Below are 19,616 nucleotides of genomic sequence, written 5' to 3'. Positions count from 1 at the left end.
CCTATTTTTTTAGCGTTATTTTAAGAAAGTTCATACAGATTCCAATTATCTTGGGCTCCCGTATAGAATTACTATTAACCAAAAAATTGTTATGCAAAGGCTGTTGTTAGCCATGGCTCTGCTATGGCCTGTTATTACTTTTTCCCAATCTCAAGAGTTTAAAATTTCAGGAACCCTTATCGCTCAAGAAGACAAGACGCCTTTAGAGTCGGCTACTGTTCACGTGGCCAGGATTCAGGATAGTACAGTTGTTACTTATTCAATATCCGATAAGGATGGAAATTTCCTTTTAGAGGACACATCATATGATAAATCAATTGATTTGTATGTTTCATACATGGGGTATACAGGATTTCATAAGCGGGTAGTATTAGATAAGTACGATATTAATTTAGGAACCATTGCCATGGAAGAGAGTTCTAATGAGCTTCAAGAAATCGTAATTACTTCTCAGGCTCCTGTTACCATCAAAAAAGATACTTTAGAATTTAATGTAAAATCTTTTAAAACAAAAAAAGACGCAACAGTAGAGGATTTGTTAAAACAGCTTCCCGGTGTTGAGGTTGATGAAAATGGAAAGATAAAAGTTAACGGTAAAGAGGTGAACAAGATCTTAGTGAATGGCAAACCTTTTTTTGGTGACGATCCAACGATAACAACAAGAAACCTGACCAAGGAAATTATTGATAAGATTCAGGTAGTCGATACAAAATCTAAATCGGAGGCCTTTTCAGGAGAAGTAACTGATAGCGATAACAAGACCATTAATCTTACCATAAAGGAAGAAAATAACAAAGGTGTATTTGGAAGGGTTGCTGCTGGTGGAGGCACAGATGACCGATACGAGTTTGCGGGAATGTTCAATTACTTCAACAACGACAGGCGGGTTAGTGTGTTGGCGGGAGGAAATAACATTAACTCTCCTGGATTCAGTTTTGGTGAAATTCAGAAAATGTTTGGAGGTTATGCTTCATCGTTTTCTAGTGATGGTAGTTTTACAATAGATGGAAGAACCTTTGGAGGGGGGCAGGGAATTACCAAATCACAAAATGCAGGGATGAATTATGCCGATAACCTTAGTGAAGGGGTAGAGGTAACAGCCGACTATTTTTACGCAGGCAGTAATTCGGAAAACACAACAGTTACTAAGCGAGAGAATATTTTACCAGATACAAGGTATTTTACGAACTCGCGCTCCAATTCAATAAGTGATAATGATAGCCATAGTTCAAATATTGGTTTCGATATAGAAATAGATTCTACCTTTTTAATCAATGTCGATCCTTCATTTAGACACTCTAACAGCAAAACCTCTTTTTCACGAGATGAGAGTACAAGCAATATAGATGAGGTATTAACCAATGAATCTGAAACATCTTCCTATGTAGAGAATATTGCTAAAAGTTTCTCGAATAACATTGATATTACCAAAAAGTTTGGCAGTAAAGGCGCTTATCTAAAAGCCTATTTTTCCAATAATATTAGTACCCGTGAAACAGATGATTATTTGTTTGCACTTACCAATGTTTATGGTGAAGATTTAGATGACCCTAATAATACCGATTTTGTTTTAATTGACCAAGACGAGCGCGATCAGTATACCGAGGGAATGAATGAAGTGAATGAATACTCTTCAAGTATTTCCTATAGATTGCCTTTAATCCCCAAGGAGTTGTTTTTAGGATTCTCTTATGGGTACATTAATACTAAAACAACCGATACGAAAACGACTTTAGATAAGAATGAAAATGGAGATTATACCGAATTTAATGCACTTTTGAGTTCCGATTTCGAGTACACCAATGAGCGTTTATACCCTGGAATGTCTTTAAGTTTCAAGAATAAAAAGTGGTCAACACGTTTTAATGCGGAGTATATAGTGAGGAATTTAGAGAATAAAGACCGTTTAAGACCAGAACTAAGCATGGCGCGACAGTTTAACATGGTTAACTACAGGTTGTTTGGACGCTATAAATTCAGTTCAAAATCTACCGCTTATGCATCGTATAGGCTTAATAATGATGTGCCAGAATTAGCGCAAATACAGCCTTTCGTTAATGTGTCCAATCCGTTGAACATTGTTGTGGGAAATCCCGATTTGGAGCCATCCACAAATCATAATGTTTACATGGGGTATAATAACTATGATTTTCAAAGTCAATCTGGGTTTTATGTTTATGTAAATGGAGGTTTTATCGATGACCAAATTGTGAGCCGTAGTCGTGTTGATGAGAATTTGGTTAGGCAAACAACTTACGACAATGTCGATGGAAATTATAGGTTCTCTGGAGGGGCAAATTTTAGTAAGAAGGTGAAGTTAGACAGTATCAGGTCGGTTAAATATACTTTCGGAGCTTACGGAAATATTAACAAGTCCGTAAATTTTAACAACGATGTGCTGTATGCTAGTAAAACTCGTAATATATCTCCAGAAGTAGGTTTAGAGTTTTTGTGGAAGGATGTATTGGAAGTATCCCCTCGTTATTCGCCGACTTTTACCAAATCAATATATGATTTAGAAGTGTTTGACGATACTTCTTTCCTGTATCATAATTTGAATTTGCGAACAGCTTGGTTTCTGCCAAAGGGATTGGAGTGGCGTAATGATATTCAGTATTCTTACAACCCGAATATATCCCAAGGGTTTCAAAAAAGTGCTTGGTTTTGGAATGCTACCGTGGCTTACAGCATATTAAAAGATCAAGGTTTGATTACCTTCAAGGTATACGATTTGCTTGATCAGAACACTAATGCAAGGCGCATTGCTAACCAAGATTATATCCAGGATTCTCAAAGTACCGTATTGCAACAGTATTTTATGTTGAGTTTAAGCTGGAAATTCAATAGCCTTGGGAAGAAAGGAGAAATCAATGATCGTGGCAGGTATTTCCATTAAGCCATTAACAAAACCAAAAGAGCAGCTTTTTAGCTGCTCTTTTTATTTGTAAAAGTCTATTGAATAATATCTAAAGTCTAGTATCAAATTTTACCAACTTCCTCCAGCACCACCGCCACTAAATCCGCCGCCGCCGAAGCCGCCTCCAAAACCACCGCCGAAGCCTCCGCCTCCGCCAAAACCACCAGAACCACCTCGGTAACCTCCACGCCCCATTTGGCTTAAAATAATAGCATCCCAAATGTCAAAACCACCACGGTTTCCACTGCCTGGTCCACGACCACCACCACGTTTGTTTTTTGAAATTGCTATAAGGAAGATGATGAACATGATTATCATAAAAAGGATAAAACCTAAAGGAGGACCAGAACTGTTTTTGTTGCCCTTTCGGGAGCCTTTAAACTCACCATTAAGAGCCATGAAAATGGCATCGGTGCCTTTGTCCAATCCTGAATAGTAGTCTCCCCGTTTAAATTCTGGAATGATAATGTTGCGGATAATTTCTCCATTGGCTCCTGCAGTTAAAAAAGGCTCTACGCCATAACCTGGAGAAATCCATATTTTTCTATCATCGCGAGCTAGAAGGATGAAAACACCATTATCTTCTTTGGCTTGGCCAATACCCCATTCATGTGCCCATCTGGGTGTAAGTAAACCTATATTTTCTCCTTTTGTAGAACTAATAATTGCCACTACAATTTGCGTTGAAGTGGTGTCTGAATACTTAACAAGTTTGTTTTCCAGACTGCTTTTTTCGTTTGCAGAAAGCAGGTTTACATAGTCGTAAACACTGGTTTGAAATTCAGGCTTTGGCGGTATGTCAAATTGTGCTATGGCCCCTATTGACCAAAATAGGCTAATGAATAAGACAAGGGTAATATGGGCTTTTCTTATGTACACTATCCTTTTGAGATTTCGTTAGATAATTCGTCTTTGTCGTTCTCGTCCATCGGGAAATGGGCTTTAAGTTCCTGCCCAGCTTTTAAAACACCATCAATAAGCCCTTGTTTAAAGTTGCCTTTTTTGAATTGAACCTGAATGGCATCACGGGTTGTATCCCAAAAATTTTCAGGAACTACATCATTAATCCCTTTGTCTCCACAAATCACAAAATGATGGTCGTCTACAGCAACATAAATAAGGACTCCATTGCTAAGCTTGGTGTTGTCCATTTTTAGAAAATGGAACACCTCTTTAGCACGTTCAAAAGTGTCTTTGCTGGTAGAACGTTCAATATGAACCCGTATCTCTCCAGAGGTGTGATCCTCTGCAATTCGTATGGCTTCAATGATTTCCTGCTCTTCCTCTGCTGTTAGGAAATCCTCTATATTGGACATGGTATTTTATTTAAAGTCAAAATCAACTTCCACGGGTTTTTCAGCGCCAGCTTCAGCATCGAAATAAGGTTTTCCTTCAAAGTTAAACAAGCCAGCTAAAAGTGAATTTGGAAATTTCTTTACATGATTGTTGTATGGTTTTATAGCCTCGTTATAACGTGTTCTGGCCGTTTGAATGGTGTTTTCTGTACTGGCCAGCTCGTCTTGAAGCTTTAAAAAGTTTTGGTTTGCTTTCAAATCTGGATAGCGCTCAACAGCTACCAGTAAACGGGATAAAGCACTGCTTAGTCCTCCTTGGGCTTCGTTGAATTGTTTTAGCTGTTCAGGCGTAATATTGGTTGGATCAATAGTTGTAGAAGTAGCCTTGGCACGTGCCTCTATGACATCGGTTAGAGTACCGCGCTCAAAATCGGCAGCGCCTTGAACTGTTTTTACCAAGTTGCCAATTAGATCGTTTCTTCTTTGATATGAAGTTTGTACGTTACCCCAAGCTTCACCAACATTTTCATTTAATGCGATTGCTGTATTGTTAAAACCAACAGCCCAATTATAAAGAGCAAAGCCAATAACGGCAATAATAATTACAGGAATTAACCACTTTTTCATGATGTTTCGTTTTAGAGTTGATTTTTAATTTTGATCAGTTGTATTTTTATCTCTTCTAATTTAGTGATTATATCAAAATTAGTAAGGGTTTTTTGCTTTTCTTCCTTGAGGTGAACCTTTGCGCCTTCCAAAGTAAATCCACGTTCCTTTACCAGATGGTAGATCAACTTGAGGTTTTTTATATCCTCTGGAGTAAACATCCGGTTACCCTTGGCATTTTTTTTAGGCTGAAGAATATCGAACTCCTTTTCCCAAAATCGGATTAAGGATGTGTTTACATCAAAAGCTTTGGCGACCTCGCCAATACTGTAATATCGTTTTTCGGGAAGTTCTGTGTGCATTAATCTAATGATTGGTTTTCTTGAGAAGCTTTTTCAAGCAGCTTGTTAAACTCATCTGAGGTCAAACTTCCGTAATAAAAATTAATAGGGTTGATACGTTTTTTGTCCTTAGATACTTCATAGTGCAGGTGAGGTGCCTCTGAGCGACCGGTACTCCCCACAAATCCTATCAATTCACCTCGTTTTACTTTTTGTCCCTTTTTTACATTGTATTTGTATAGGTGTGCATAGAGGCTTACGTAACCATAACCGTGGTCTATCCGAATGTGATTTCCGTAACCTGTAGAGCGGTTATCTGCCCTGATAACGGTGCCGTCTCCAGATGCATAAATAGGTGTGCCTCTAGGGGAAGTGAAATCCATTCCGTAGTGAAACTTACGTACTTTAGTAAATGGGTCGGTACGATAGCCATAACCAGATGCCATTCTTGTAAGGTCGTCGTTGCTGATAGGTTGTATCGCAGGAATAGCCGCTAATAGCTTTTCTTTTTCCTCAGCTAACTTGGTGATTTCATCGAGGGATTTCGATTGAACAACAATTTGCTTTAAAAGTTTATCAATGCGTTTGTTGCTTTCAATAATAAGTTTTGAATTGTCAAACCCTTCAAGATCTTTATACCGGTTAACCCCTCCAAAGCCTGCCTTGCGCTGCTCTTCAGGAATAGGATTGGCTTCAAAGTAGAGTCTGTAGATATTATTGTCCCTGTCTTCAATGCTAGCTAAAACAGATTCTGCTTGGTCCATTTTTTTGTCCAATAGTTCATATTGCAATTGCATGTTGGCTAATTCGCGTTTAAGAGCCTTTTCATAAGGCGATTCGACAAACTGTCCGGCGATAGACACAAAAAGAAATGCAAACAAGGCGGCTGCCAATAAAAAGAAGCTAACGTACTTGGCTGTGGTTCGCTTTTTTCGCTCTATTTTTCTATAGGAAAGCGTTTCGGGATCATAATAATATTTTACCTTACTCATTACCTATTTTATACTATTTTTGCAGTTATAAAAATCACAAGAATTTTAAAGCTTAATGTAAGCAAACAAATATAGGGATTGTTTTACATTAATGGGAAAATTATCAATAAACGATTTATATGAAATCTCAAGAGATACGTGCAAAGTTTCTAGACTTTTTTAAAAGCAAACAACACGCTATTGTGCCATCGGCACCCATGGTATTAAAAGATGATCCTACCCTGATGTTCGTTAATGCAGGGATGGTTCCGTTTAAAGAGTACTTTTTGGGAAATGCCAAGGTAAAGGAATCGCGTATTGCCGATTCACAGAAGTGTTTGCGCGTATCGGGCAAGCATAACGATTTAGAAGAAGTAGGTTATGATACTTATCACCATACTTTATTTGAAATGTTGGGGAACTGGAGTTTTGGAGACTACTTCAAGAAAGAGGCCATTGCTTGGGCTTGGGAATTGCTTACCGAAGTTTACGGAGTAGATAAGGATATTCTTTACGTTACTGTTTTTGAGGGTAGTGAGGACGATAAGCTTCCCATGGATCAAGAAGCTTACGATTTTTGGAAAGCTATTATTCCAGAGGAAAGAATCCTGATGGGAAATAAAAAGGATAACTTCTGGGAAATGGGCGACCAAGGACCTTGTGGACCTTGTAGTGAAATCCATGTTGATATCCGATCGGCTGAGGAAAAAGCCAAGATTTCAGGAAAAGAATTGGTAAACCAAGACCATCCACAGGTTGTGGAAATCTGGAACTTGGTATTTATGCAATACAACAGAAAGGCTGATGGTTCGTTGGAGAACCTTCCTGCTAAGCATATCGATACGGGAATGGGCTTCGAGCGTTTGTGTATGGTAATGCAAGGTGTACAGTCTAATTACGATACTGATGTGTTCATACCATTAATCAGGGAAATAGAAACTATCACTGGTAAAGCTTACGGTAAGGATGATAAGGTTGATGTAGCTATTAGAGTAATTTCTGATCACGTGAGAGCTGTAGCGTTTTCTATTGCCGATGGGCAATTACCAAGTAATACAGGTGCAGGGTATGTTATCCGTCGCATTTTGCGTCGTGCCATCCGTTACGGATTTACGTTTTTAGATCAAAAAGAGCCATTTATCTTTAAATTGGCTGAAACCCTTAGTCATCAAATGGGAGCAGCGTTCCCAGAGATTAAGGCTCAAGAACAATTAGTGCATAATGTAATCCGTGAAGAAGAACAATCTTTCTTGAGAACTTTAGAACAAGGGTTGTTGTTGTTGGATAAAGTCGTAGAGGAAACCAAAGGAGATGTGGTTTCTGGAACTAAAGCTTTTGAGCTTTATGACACTTATGGTTTTCCATTGGATTTAACCCAATTGATTGCCCGCGAAAAAGGATATACAATCGATGAAGCTGGCTTTGCTACTGAAATGGATAAGCAAAAAAGCCGCTCTCGTGCAGCATCTTCTGTAGAGGCTTCGGATTGGGTGGTGCTACTTGAAAACGAATCGGAAGAATTTATTGGTTATGATAGCCTAAGCGCTGATGTGAAATTAACGCGTTACAGAAAAATCAAGACCAAAAAAGAAGGAGAGCAGTATCAATTGGTATTTAACGAAACGCCGTTCTACCCAGAAGGAGGAGGACAGGTTGGAGACCAAGGGTATATTGAAACACCTAATGGGGATGTAATTTATGTGACAGATACCAAAAAGGAAAACAACCTGATTATACATTACGCTAAAACTCTTCCAAAGCATTTAGATGCTACTTTTAGGGCCGTTGTAAATACAGAATTACGTCAGTTAACAGCTTGTAACCATACGGCAACCCATTTGTTGCACCAAGCGTTGCGTACAGTGTTGGGCACTCATGTTGAGCAAAAAGGATCTTTGGTAAGTCCAAAGTATTTAAGATTTGACTTTTCACATTTCTCTAAAGTGGATAAAGAACAACTTCACGAAATCGAGGAGTTCGTGAATGCCCGTATCAATGAAAATCTAAGATTAGAGGAGAAACGTAATATCTCTATGCAACAAGCTATTGAAGAAGGTGCTTTGGCTTTGTTTGGAGAAAAATATGGTGATAGTGTTCGCGCTATCAAGTTTGGTAAGTCTATGGAGCTTTGTGGGGGAACCCACGTAACTCAAACTGGCGATATCTGGTATTTTAAAATCAATACAGAAAGTGCTGTGGCAGCTGGAGTGCGTCGTATAGAAGCTATTACCAATAATGCAGTTAAAAATTACTTTGTAGATGTAGATAAGGATTTCGATGAGCTAAAACAGAAGCTTAAAAATCCTAAGTCGGCAGTAAGTGCTGTAGAAAACATTTTAGAGGAAAATAACGCCCTTAAAAAGCAAATAGAGCAGCTGCTGAAGGATAAAGCCAAAAACATAAAAGGAGAGTTATTTAATGAGTTGGCTGAGGTTAACGGTGTTCAGTTCCTTGCAAAAGAAGTTGATTTAGATGCAGCAGGAATTAAAGATGTAGCTTTTGAGATGGGAAGTCAAATCGATAACCTATTCTTATTGTTTGCTTCCAATCAAAACGGAAAAGCCCTATTATCGTGTTATATTTCAAAAGAACTAGTAGCAGATAAAGGCTTAAATGCTGGACAGATAGTTAGAGAGCTAGGTAAATACATCCAAGGAGGTGGAGGTGGTCAGCCTTTCTTTGCAACTGCGGGAGGAAAGAAACCAGAAGGAATTGCAGAAGCCTTGGCGAATGTTAAATCGTATCTTCAATAATAAAAACATAATCCCGCCTAAAAGCGGGATTTTTTATAAATACTATGAAACTTCAAACCCAAGTACCAATTCATCCAGAAAAGTGTAACATTGACTACAACTCAAAGTTGTTACTCATGGGTTCTTGTTTTGTTGATAACATAGGTGAGAAGCTAAAGTATTTTAAGTTTCAATCTGAGGTTAATCCTTTTGGTGTATTATTTAACCCTTTTGCAATTTTAAGATTGTTTGAGCGTGCTGCCAATAAAGAAGTTTTTACAGAAAGCGATGTCTTCTTTCATAATGAGCAATGGCATTGTTTTGAAGCGCATTCAAAATTAAGTCATTCAGATAAAGGGATTGTCGTTTCTGGTTTAAATGAAGCCCTAAGTATACTTTCAAAACAATTATTGGAAGCTACACATGTTGTAATCACTTTAGGAACAGCTTGGGTGTACAGAAAAAAGAGCAGTCAATCTGTAGTAGCCAATTGCCACAAGGTGCCGCAAACACAGTTTACAAAAGAGCTTATGTCGGTAGAAAATGTTGCTCAAATAACGAGAGATGCTGTAAACTTAATTCAGAACCTAAACCCAAACGTAAAAGTAATATATACGGTATCTCCCGTAAGGCACATTAAAGATGGGATGGTTGAAAATAACCGCAGTAAAGCCCATTTGATATCGGGAATTCATTCGACTTTGGAGCACGTTGAAAATACATTTTATTTTCCATCTTATGAGATTTTAATGGATGAATTAAGGGATTATCGCTTTTATGCCGAAGATATGATTCATCCAAATATTACTGCGATTAACTATATATGGGAGCGTTTTGAAAAAGTGTGGTTAGATCCTACGTTAGAAGGAACAATGAAAATGGTAGATACTGTACAAAAAGGATTAAAGCATAAACCTTTCAATCCCATATCGGAAGCTCACCAACGTTTTTTAATAACGCTTAAGTATAAGCAACAACAACTGCAGGAGAAGTATCCTTTTATGTCCTTTTAAAAGCGAATGTAATCCTAATCTTTCTTTTTAACCCTTTTTAAATCAATGTATTAGTGTGTTTGTGGTTTTGCCTTTTTAATTTGTTATTCGTCGAAAAAAGATAGGCTCAATGAGAAATAGTTGTACTTTTATTAAGCTATTAATCGATAAAATTTAAGCATCAGTTGTGATTCTTGTTGGTAACGTTTTGCTCTGGTGCTTTTTTTAAAGAATTTTTTTTTCATTCGTTATAAATCGAAAAAAGACCCTCACGTTGGCATTCACCGTGAGGGTCTTTTGATTTTAGAAGTTTATGTAAAGGTTTATACCAATTCTAGTTTTCGGCTTAAATTAAGCCAACCACCACCATTTATAACTTCAATGCCGTGACCTTTAAGGACGCCTGCTGCAGACCCTGATCGCATTCCACTGGCACAACAGGTAATTACCGGTTTGTTAAGTTTTTTAATATCCTTTGCTTTAGCTGCTATTTGTTGAAGCGGGATATTTTTAGATCCCGGAATGGCACCTCCAGCATATTCTCCGGCACTTCTAACATCTATAATTACAGCACCGTTTTCATAAAGTGCTTTTAACTCGTCTGATTTATTTCCGAATAAACTACTTAGTATTCCCATAATCGTTTTTTTATTTGATACAAAGTAACGGATTGTATTCCAGATAAAAAGTAACTTTGGTTACATGTTGTAAATTGAGCGAAAAGAAAGATGATTTTGTTTAAATAGAATGTTCTTGTTAAGAACGGGGTCTAGCATTCAGTCCAAACGATTCTTCAACACTGTCATACCACTCTTTGTCATTTGCGGCATTCCAATCAATCCATTCTTCATCACTCATAGAAAAACGCCATTCTAAAAAAGGAATGGCATCTGGGCCAACTGGATGCCTAAGTTTCCAGGAATCACTTTCTGCAATTTCTAAAATCTTATCTGCAACCAAATGGGCATCAGTAGGGGTTTTAAGAGACTCCTTAAAAAGATTTCCAAAACGTTCTGTTATAGGAGACTTGGAAGAGGAGTGCTTGCTATCCGCAATTTCCCTCGCCATATCTGTGTTTATAATTCCAGGCTTAACAATGGCTACTTTGATGTTGTGAGGCTTCATTTCCTGTGCCAAAGCTTCACTGAATGCTTCAACAGCAAATTTTGAAGCAGAATAAGGTGATAACGGAGAGCTGGAAATATGACCGGCAACAGATGATACATTAATAATACAACCAAAGCCTTGCTCACGCATTGGTTTTAAAGCCGCTTTTACACAGCGTATAATCCCAAAATAATTGGTTTCCATTACTTTCTTAAATTGTGATAAATCCAATTCTTCTACAGTTCCATGCTGCTCTATTCCGGCATTATTGACCAATACATCAATAGAAGTATTGTCAGTAAATATGAAATCGAAGGCTTCTTTTACCGAATTATCAGAATCTACATCCATTTTTAAAATTTTTACGGATAGTGACTCTTCTTGTATTTTACGGTTGAGTTCAGTTGCTTTGTCAGGATTCCGCATTGTTGCAAAAACCTTATATCCATGTCTTGCAAAAGCTAGTGTAGTTTCTAATCCAATACCTCTGTTGGCACCAGTAATTATTACGGACTTCATTTTAATAGATTTAAAAGTAAGAAGATGATGGTAGGTTTGTGGGTGAAGCTTGTAATTAAGTGTCTTAAAGTTACAAATTAAACTCTGTAGAAAGAAATTGTCATTCTAGTTATTTGGGGATTTCATTGTGTGTTTTAAACCGAAAATTCGTTATTTATTGAGTTTGGCAATGATTAGTACAGATAGTAGTATTTACTTAGGATTAATAATTGTAATCAATTGACTCTCCCCAATCTTGAATATTCAATATTACAGTGTCGAAATTACTTTCTTGGAGCTCACTTGCGTTAAATGAATGAGATTGTGTAATTACAGCATCACAGAGCTCTAAATTTTTCAGGTTCAATTTTAAAAGGCGTTGCGGTGGTGCTGATTCCAAAAGCGCCCCAGAGTCAACTAGGTCGACTACCCAAGTACTACCATCACAACCGGAACTGGTTAGTTCTATTTCTAAACAGTCACCGTTTATAATAACATTGGCAATAAAGTAATTATCCGTAGCTATCTCATCGTATAAAGTGCCGTCAATCACAACACACTTATCACAATCTCCAGCATCGGTACAAGTTAAAACATTGTTATGGTTGTCATCGTCGTTTTGACAGCTTAGTAACGTACACACTAAAAAAAGTAAAGACCAATAATGTTTCATGGTGTTGTATGTAAAGTTGTTTCCTAATCCTAATAGATGGAGTTTATGGTAATGGTTGCGTTGGTTGTTGTAAACCTTTTTATTAACCGTATTTCTGATATTTTTTCAGATTCTAAAATATATACATATAATATTATCTGCTTCAGATTATTCATTTAATACTAATGATTTGAATCATAAAAAGTGAGGTGCAGTCTCAAAGCTAGCTTATTGCCTTAGCATCTTACTCCAACGTAGTTTACGGATAAACTGTCCTTCGGTTTCGGAAATAAGAGGAGTGACACCTTGTTTCTTAGCGTGGAAATACCCGTTCATGTAATCAAAAAAGAGCTCTGGTTGCCGTTTTTTATATGCCAATTTTAAAGCTGAAATAAATGTGATAATAAAGCCGTAACGTAGTTTATACATGGCTTCACCCTGGAGGTATTTCGAGGCTTTGTTGTAGCTCGCACCGGTAGGTTTTAAATGTTTTACATGAAGGCTTTCATCGGTCAATAATTCCCATCCGTGATATTGCGCCAAAAGCTCATCTACTGTGTCCCATCCCATGGAAGGTTTCAGTTTACCAATGTCCTCAAAACATTGTTTTCTGTAAGCTTTTAAGGCACCTCGTATATGGTCTTTTCTGGTTAGGCTCTCCAAAACCCATTCACCATTCTTTTCTATATAGCAAAACCCGGCAACCATTCCTAAATTAGAGTTAGCGCTGTAATGGTTGCTAAGTTGCTTCAAATAGTTACGAGGGAAAATAAGATCGGCATCAAATTTACAGATTACATCATAATCAGTATCCAGAACTTTATAGCCTTTATAAAATGCATTAATAATCTTGCTACCGGGTAAATGTTCGTCCGAAGAACTAACATTAACCAGGTGTATCCAATCGTGCATTTTGGTAAAATGCTCAACAATAGTTGCTGTCTCGTCCGAAGAATGGTCGTTAACCACAACAACCTGTTTAGGCTTTAATGTTTGTTCTGCTAACGATTCTAAGGTTTTACCAATACAATCCGCTTCGTTATGGGCCGGTATGACGATGTGGAAGTTCATACAGTAATCTCAATTAACTTTTTGTGCGTTCTGCATAAACAATGTAATACCTCGGCGTAAACCAACGTAAAATAGGGCGTATGCCTATTTTTTTAGTTGGGTTAGTCCATTTGTTTCTAGCCTTAATGGTCCATCCAGATTTTTCTAGTAACCAATCAAATTGCCAATCTTCAAACTCGTGGTAATGGCGGTCGCGCATATCAGTTTTGCTTCTGTAGGCAGGAGCAAACCATAATTTTAAAGGAACACTAGCAACAAGTCTATCGGCTTTTATATTCTTTAAAACAGTAAAAGGAGATAAAAGATGTTCAAAGATTTCGAAGGCAGTAACTACAGAGGCATCAGAACTTGAAATGTTTGAAGAGTCAATATCAAGGTCTTCTCCCAGGGTATTATTTACTGAATACCCCTCACTTTCCATAATTTCAGAAAATGGATTGCGAACACCAAGGTCCAGAATTTTTTCTTTAGTATCGATATGTGTTTTTAAAAAGTCTAATGTATGTTTATAGCGTTTATGGGGGTATTTGCCTTCGTACATTTTGTAGGTCCTGTTTTTAATATCTATAAGTAATGGCGTTGATGTTCATTCCGGCGCCAACACTTGCAAATATAACAACATCACCGTGGTTTAGCTGATGGTTTTCTACTTTATTGTTAATTACCAAATCTAATAGGGTAGGGATAGTAGCTACAGAACTATTTCCCAATTTATGGATGCTCATTGGCATAACGTTTTCAGGTATATCGGTGTTGTAAAGTTTATAGAAGCGTTTCAAGATGGCTTCGTCCATTTTTTCATTGGCTTGATGCAGAAATATTTTCTTCACATCTGTAATAGGTATACCGCTTTTATCTAAACAGGATTTCATCGCTGATGGAACATGCTGTAATGCGAACTCGTAAATTTTACGGCCGTCCATTTTAATGTATCGAGTGTTTGGGTCGTGGGTTTGGTTATACGACCCTCCAAAACGAAGGTAAAAGGCTTCGTCAAAAGTATAGCTTGCCGTTTCGTGTGAAAGAATGCCGCTTTTACCTTCAACAGATTCTACTATAGTAGCCCCAGCACCATCAGAATAGATCATTGAATCTCGATCGTGTTTGTCTACCACCCGAGACAATGCTTCTGTACCAATAACCAAACAGCGTTTTGCCATACCCGATTGTATAAAGGCATGGGCTTGAATAATACCTTCAACCCAGCCTGGGCAACCAAACAAAATGTCGTAGGCTACACAATTAGGGTTTTTAATTCTCAGGTTATGCTTAATTCTTGACGCTATTCCAGGAACCATATCGCTTTGTATAGTATTATGCTTTACGTCTCCAAAATTATGGGCCACGATAATGTAATCCAGAGATTCTGGGTCTATTTTGGCGTTGGTAATAGCTTCCTCTGCAGCGTAGAATCCTAAATCTGAAGTATTGAGGTGTGGCTCGGCGTAACGTCGCTCACCAATACCAGTAATGGCTTTAAATTTTTCAATAATGACAGTATTGCAGTGTTTAAAAGGCGTACCATCTGTATTTAGAAATTCATGCTTACTGAATTGTTCATTAGTCTCAATACTACCAGGGATATGTGCACCTGTGCTAATAATCTTTGTAGCCATAAATATGAGTTTTTAAAGGCGTGTTATGACTAAGCTAATGAATGTAATTTTAAAAAAAGAAGGTTGTATCTACAATCAAACAATATTTGTTAAATTCTCAATAAATTGATTTTTAATTGCTTATTTCATAAAAAAAGGCCTTCATATTCAAGAAGGCCTTTTAGCGTAAAATTTATATATCTAATCTTATGCTTCTACATAATCCTCGATAGGAGCACAAGTACAGATAAGGTTTCTGTCTCCATAAGCATCGTCTACACGTCTTACAGATGGCCAGAATTTATTGTCTTTAACAAAGCTTAATGGGTAAGCTGCTTTTTCTCTGCTGTATGGTAAATCCCAAGTATCGGCAGTAAGCATATCCATTGTGTGAGGTGCATTTTTTAATACGTTGTTCTCATCTTCTTTAGTCGCTTCATTAATTTCCTGTCTAATAGAGATCATTGCGTCGCAGAAACGGTCGATTTCTTGCTTGCTCTCACTTTCAGTAGGCTCGATCATTAAAGTTCCAGCAACAGGGAAAGATACTGTTGGCGCGTGGAAACCGTAATCCATCAAACGCTTAGCAATATCAGTTACTTCAATACCATTCGCTTTAAACGGGCGACAATCTACGATCATTTCGTGAGCTGCGCGACCACACTCTCCAGAATACAACGTATCGAAGTGTCCTTGGAATCTGTTAGCAATATAGTTGGCATTCAAGATTGCTGTTTCTGTAGATTGCAACAATCCTTTAGCGCCTAACATTTTGATGTATCCGTAAGAAATCAAACATACCAATGCAGATCCAAAAGGCGCTGCAGAGATAGCGTCGATAGCTTGCTCTCCTCCAGTTTTAATAACTGGGTTACCTGGTAAGAAAGGAACTAATTGTTCAGCAACACAAATTGGTCCTACACCTGGTCCACCACCACCGTGAGGGATAGCGAAAGTCTTGTGAAGGTTCAAGTGACAAACGTCAGCGCCAATTTTCCCAGGGTTGGTTAAACCTACCTGAGCATTCATGTTAGCACCATCCATATAAACTTGTCCACCGTTGTCGTGGATAATTTTAGTAATCTCGCAGATAGCAGATTCAAATACACCGTGTGTAGATGGGTAAGTTACCATCAAAGCAGCAAGGTTGTCTTTGTGTAATTCTGCTTTTTCACGTAAATCATCAACGTCGATGTTTCCTTGGTCTGTACTCTTGGTCACAACAACCTTCATACCGGCCATAACGGCACTGGCAGGGTTGGTTCCGTGTGCAGAAGAAGGAATCAAACAGATGTTTCTATGGTGGTCACCTCTAGATTCATGGTAAGCTTTAATTACCATAAGTCCGGCAAATTCTCCTTGAGCACCAGAGTTTGGTTGTAATGAAGTTGCCGAGAATCCAGTGATTTCAGTAAGTTGGTTTTCCAACTCAGTCAATACAGTAGTATACCCTTTAGCTTGATCAACAGGAGCAAATGGGTGCATACCACCCCAGTTAGGCCAGCTTAATGGTAACATTTCAGCTGCAGCGTTCAATTTCATGGTACAAGACCCCAATGAAATCATAGAGTGGTTTAAAGAAAGATCCTTACGCTCTAGTCTTTTAATGTAACGCATTAACTCAGTTTCTGAGTGGTAATGGTTGAAAACATCAAGAGTTAAGAATTCAGAAGTTCTTACTAATGAAGAATCGATATGGTTGCTTTCAGTTAATTCAGAAATAGTAATTGCTTCAGAACCCTTAGCTTCAGCGAAGATGGCTACAATCTTGTTTAGATCAGCAATATTCGTAGTCTCGTTGATAGAGATGCTTACTGTGTTGTCGTCTGCGTAGTAGAAGTTTACCTCGTTAGCTTCAGCTATTGGTTTAATCTTGGCAGCTTCAGCTTTAATCTTAATCGTATCGAAGTAAGATGTGTTTGCTTGGTAGTAACCTAGTTTTTCTAAAGCATCAGCCAAAGTAGCAGCAGAGTTATGTACTTTATTGGCGATAAACTTCAATCCTTCTGGTCCGTGGTAAACAGCGTACATTCCGGCCATTACAGCTAAAAGTACCTGAGCAGTACAAATGTTTGAAGTGGCACGGTCACGCTTAATGTGTTGTTCACGTGTTTGAAGCGCCATACGCAATGCACGGTTACCGTTTCTATCTTTAGTTACCCCAATAATACGTCCTGGAATATCTCTTTTATAGGCTTCTTTAGTAGCGAAATAAGCAGCGTGAGGTCCACCATATCCCATTGGTACACCAAAACGTTGAGTAGTACCAACTACAACATCAGCACCAAATTTACCAGGAGCTTCTAGTTTTACCAAACTTAGGATATCGGCAGCAACAGCTACTTTAATTCCGTTTTCGTTAGCTTTCGCAATGAAGGTTTTGATATCTGATACCATACCACATTTTCCTGGGTACTGTAACAAAGCACCGAAGAATTCAGATGAGAAATCGAAATCAGCTTCTGCACCTACAACCAATTCCACTCCAATAGGTAAAGCACGGGCTTTAAGAACAGAAAGTGTTTGTGGTAATACAGCATCGGAAACAAAAAACTTGTTTACTCCAGCTTTTTTCTGAGCACGGTCGCGAACAGCGAACAGTAAACTCATAGCTTCGGCTGCAGCAGTTCCTTCATCCAATAATGAGGCGTTAGCCAATTCCATACCTGTTAGGTCTGTTACCATGGTTTGGAAGTTCAATAACGCTTCTAAACGACCTTGTGCAATCTCAGCCTGATAAGGGGTGTAGGCAGTATACCATCCTGGGTTTTCTAAGATATTACGCTGAATAACCGGAGGAAGGATTGTTGGGTGATACCCTAAACCAATATACGACTTGAATACCTTGTTAAGCTTTGAAAGCTCAAGAATGTGAGTAAGGTATTCTTGCTCGCTCATCGGAGCGTCCAGTTCCAGTTCCTTTTGTAAACGGATATCGTCTGGAATGGTTTCGTAAATTAATTGTTCGATGGAATCAACACCAATGGTCTTTAGCATCTCTTGTTGGTCTGTTTCTCTAGGGCCAATATGACGCAGCGCGAAAGCATTTGTATTCATTACGATATAGTTGTGTTTTTTTGAATGCGCAAAATTACACAATTATTAGGGTTTTTTGCATCATACTTTTGAAAGTTTTTTATACCCTGTTAAACTTGTTAACACTTTGTGTACATTTGTGTTATGGGAGTCTTAAGGCAGCTTTTTGATTTTTATCTCAATAGTAGCATTCATGTGGCTCTTTCTGTGTGTGCCCTTACCTGGGTAACTTGGGTTGAATTTGACCTAGATTGCGATTTAAACCTATTGTTGTTTGTGTTCTTTGCAAGCATTACTGGATATAACTTTGTAAAGTACTTTGGTTTGGCAAAATTTCACCACAGGAGCTTGGCGAAGTGGCTGAGAGTAATCCAGGTTTTTTCTTTTTTCTGCTTTTTGGCTCTGGGATATTTCACAACAAAGTTGCAAGTTGGTACTATAGTTTATATAGGGATTTTTGCTATAGTTACTTTTTTGTATGCTATTCCTATGTTGCCAAAACGAATGCTTTTAGATAAGCAACAAAACCTAAGGAGTATTAGTGGGGTTAAAGTGTATGTTATTGGGTTGGTATGGAGTGGAGTAACAGTTTTTATGCCGATAATTAATAGTAAGTATTCTATAACAATTGATGTGGTTATTACAGGTGTTCAACGCTTTGTTTACGTATTGATTCTCATGATTCCTTTCGAAATTAGGGACTTACAATACGACAGTGTTAAATTGGCAACAATCCCACAACAAATAGGCGTGAAGCGCACCAAAATGCTAGGGATTATTTTATTGGTAGTTTTCTTCTTGATGGAATTTTTAAAGACCACAGTCGATGCATATCAAGTTGTCGTCCTTTTTGCAGTTTCATTGATTACAGGAGGAGTGGTTCTTGGTTCTAAAATAGACCAGCGAGAATATTATAGTTCATTTTGGGCAGAAGGCTTACCTTTATTATGGCTTATATTAGCTTACTATATGCTCTAAATCTGAAGTTGTTGGTATTCTTTTACCAAAGTCTTGTTCATTTGTTCTTTGGTTTCTTCGTCCAACCATTTAATGTCAGAATCTTCAATTGAATGCGTTAGTTTTTTGTTGTCCTGTGTATGTTTTCTACAAGCCTTGCAATATGCTAAGTGAATGGAATGGATAATTTTTTCCCAAAGTGACGCTTCTTTGTATTGCGATTTATCACAGATATGACCTGCTTCGTCACACTTAATGCTCAATTTCATATTTTATCATTATTTAAACCAGTTGTCTTTTAGGCAGTTGGCGAGGGCTGTTCGAGCCCTGTGGATAATGACCCAAAGATTAGACGGTGTTATTTTCAGTTCATTACAAATTGTATCGGTATCCAATCCTTGAATGGTTTTCATCATAAAAACCTGAGCCTGTTTTTCAGGTAGTTTATCTATACATTCGTAGATGGCATCACCAAGCTCAGAATTTTCGAATTCTTCTTCTATGTTTCTATAGCGTTCATCTGCTACTTGCTCTTCCAGCCAATCGCCTTCCTCGTCTTCATAGCTGCGATAGTTTATCCGGACTTCAGCCTGACCCTTTTTGGAGTTGATTCGGCGATAATGATCAATAATCTTCCGTTTTAAGATAGAAACAAGCCAAGTGCGTTCACTGGCCTGTCCCTTAAAGTTTTTCATTGATTTTAATCCTGCCAAAAATGTTTCCTGAACCAAGTCTTGGGCCACAATTCTATCATTAACCCTAGTAATGGTATAGTTAAATAGGTAATCGGCATAACGATTGACCCATTTTTTAGGATTGAGAGCGTTGGTTGGCATAAATAATGAA

18 protein-coding genes are annotated in these 19,616 nt (G+C 38.0%); 4 read left to right on the top strand and 14 right to left on the bottom strand.

The window, feature by feature from the left end; translation table 11 throughout:
* The first annotated feature begins 91 nt into the window (after positions 1 to 91).
* Entirely contained in the window at positions 92 to 2,896 is a 2,805-nt protein-coding gene (locus tag PWU04_RS00535; protein WP_274473848.1) for an outer membrane beta-barrel protein, read from the top strand.
* A 90-nt stretch (positions 2,897 to 2,986) separates the two neighbouring features.
* Here the strand turns inward: PWU04_RS00535 and PWU04_RS00530 are convergent, their stop codons facing one another.
* Genes PWU04_RS00530 through PWU04_RS00510 form a run of 5 tightly spaced genes read right to left on the bottom strand, consistent with a single transcriptional unit; the run spans position 2,987 to position 6,151 of the window.
* Positions 2,987 to 3,790 (bottom strand): TPM domain-containing protein, encoded by an 804-nt coding sequence (locus PWU04_RS00530; RefSeq protein ID WP_406600933.1) that lies wholly within the window; start codon positions 3,788 to 3,790, stop codon positions 2,987 to 2,989.
* Between the two features lie 5 nt (positions 3,791 to 3,795).
* Positions 3,796 to 4,233 (bottom strand): TPM domain-containing protein, encoded by a 438-nt coding sequence (locus tag PWU04_RS00525; RefSeq protein WP_274473846.1) that lies wholly within the window; start codon positions 4,231 to 4,233, stop codon positions 3,796 to 3,798.
* Positions 4,234 to 4,239: 6 nt separating this feature from the next.
* Positions 4,240 to 4,839: a LemA family protein gene (locus PWU04_RS00520; RefSeq protein ID WP_274473845.1), complete on the bottom strand. Its 600-nt coding sequence runs from the start codon at positions 4,837 to 4,839 to the stop codon at positions 4,240 to 4,242.
* Positions 4,840 to 4,850: 11 nt separating this feature from the next.
* Complete coding sequence (locus PWU04_RS00515) at positions 4,851 to 5,180, bottom strand: MerR family transcriptional regulator (RefSeq protein WP_274473844.1); 330 nt, start codon at positions 5,178 to 5,180, stop codon at positions 4,851 to 4,853.
* Positions 5,180 to 6,151: a M23 family metallopeptidase gene (locus tag PWU04_RS00510; protein ID WP_274473843.1), complete on the bottom strand. Its 972-nt coding sequence runs from the start codon at positions 6,149 to 6,151 to the stop codon at positions 5,180 to 5,182. Before PWU04_RS00510 ends, PWU04_RS00515 begins: the two co-directional genes overlap by 1 nt.
* A gap of 119 nt (positions 6,152 to 6,270) precedes the next feature.
* Between PWU04_RS00510 and alaS the strand changes: the two genes are divergently transcribed.
* Positions 6,271 to 8,883 carry an alanine--tRNA ligase gene (alaS, locus tag PWU04_RS00505; protein WP_274473842.1) on the top strand — a complete coding sequence of 871 codons (2,613 nt, stop codon included), beginning with the start codon at positions 6,271 to 6,273 and terminating at the stop codon, positions 8,881 to 8,883.
* Positions 8,884 to 8,927: 44 nt separating this feature from the next.
* Positions 8,928 to 9,875: a GSCFA domain-containing protein gene (locus PWU04_RS00500; RefSeq protein WP_274473841.1), complete on the top strand. Its 948-nt coding sequence runs from the start codon at positions 8,928 to 8,930 to the stop codon at positions 9,873 to 9,875.
* A 302-nt stretch (positions 9,876 to 10,177) separates the two neighbouring features.
* Here PWU04_RS00500 and PWU04_RS00495 read toward each other — a convergent pair whose 3' ends face one another.
* From PWU04_RS00495 to gcvP, 7 genes are all read right to left on the bottom strand, one after another.
* Positions 10,178 to 10,492 (bottom strand): rhodanese-like domain-containing protein, encoded by a 315-nt coding sequence (locus tag PWU04_RS00495; protein WP_274473840.1) that lies wholly within the window; start codon positions 10,490 to 10,492, stop codon positions 10,178 to 10,180.
* A gap of 118 nt (positions 10,493 to 10,610) precedes the next feature.
* Entirely contained in the window at positions 10,611 to 11,480 is an 870-nt protein-coding gene (locus tag PWU04_RS00490; RefSeq protein ID WP_274473839.1) for an SDR family oxidoreductase, read from the bottom strand.
* A gap of 202 nt (positions 11,481 to 11,682) precedes the next feature.
* The gene (locus PWU04_RS00485) at positions 11,683 to 12,132 is read right to left on the bottom strand and encodes a hypothetical protein (protein WP_274473838.1); all 450 of its coding nucleotides are present in this window, start codon (positions 12,130 to 12,132) and stop codon (positions 11,683 to 11,685) included.
* 207 nt (positions 12,133 to 12,339) lie between these two features.
* Positions 12,340 to 13,182, bottom strand: a complete 843-nt coding sequence (locus PWU04_RS00480) for a glycosyltransferase (protein ID WP_274473837.1) — start codon at positions 13,180 to 13,182, stop codon at positions 12,340 to 12,342.
* Positions 13,183 to 13,195: 13 nt separating this feature from the next.
* Positions 13,196 to 13,723 carry a methyltransferase gene (locus PWU04_RS00475; protein ID WP_274473836.1) on the bottom strand — a complete coding sequence of 176 codons (528 nt, stop codon included), beginning with the start codon at positions 13,721 to 13,723 and terminating at the stop codon, positions 13,196 to 13,198.
* Positions 13,724 to 13,739: 16 nt separating this feature from the next.
* The gene (locus PWU04_RS00470) at positions 13,740 to 14,798 is read right to left on the bottom strand and encodes a 3-oxoacyl-ACP synthase III family protein (protein WP_274473835.1); all 1,059 of its coding nucleotides are present in this window, start codon (positions 14,796 to 14,798) and stop codon (positions 13,740 to 13,742) included.
* A gap of 186 nt (positions 14,799 to 14,984) precedes the next feature.
* Positions 14,985 to 17,834 carry an aminomethyl-transferring glycine dehydrogenase gene (gene gcvP / locus PWU04_RS00465; RefSeq protein ID WP_274473834.1) on the bottom strand — a complete coding sequence of 950 codons (2,850 nt, stop codon included), beginning with the start codon at positions 17,832 to 17,834 and terminating at the stop codon, positions 14,985 to 14,987.
* 123 nt (positions 17,835 to 17,957) lie between these two features.
* On the opposite strand from gcvP, the gene PWU04_RS00460 reads away from it, so the two are divergent.
* Positions 17,958 to 18,791 carry a UbiA prenyltransferase family protein gene (locus tag PWU04_RS00460; RefSeq protein WP_274473833.1) on the top strand — a complete coding sequence of 278 codons (834 nt, stop codon included), beginning with the start codon at positions 17,958 to 17,960 and terminating at the stop codon, positions 18,789 to 18,791.
* Here PWU04_RS00460 and PWU04_RS00455 read toward each other — a convergent pair.
* Entirely contained in the window at positions 18,788 to 19,039 is a 252-nt protein-coding gene (locus PWU04_RS00455) for a hypothetical protein (RefSeq protein WP_274473832.1), read from the bottom strand. The genes PWU04_RS00460 and PWU04_RS00455 overlap by 4 nt on opposite strands.
* 9 nt (positions 19,040 to 19,048) lie before the next feature.
* Entirely contained in the window at positions 19,049 to 19,606 is a 558-nt protein-coding gene (locus PWU04_RS00450) for a sigma-70 family RNA polymerase sigma factor (RefSeq protein ID WP_274473831.1), read from the bottom strand.
* Positions 19,607 to 19,616 lie beyond the last annotated feature (10 nt).

This window comes from Mangrovimonas aestuarii (assembly GCF_028767185.1).
Lineage (GTDB): Bacteria > Bacteroidota > Bacteroidia > Flavobacteriales > Flavobacteriaceae > Mangrovimonas_B > Mangrovimonas_B aestuarii.
This window is presented reverse-complemented; position numbering and strand designations above follow the sequence as displayed.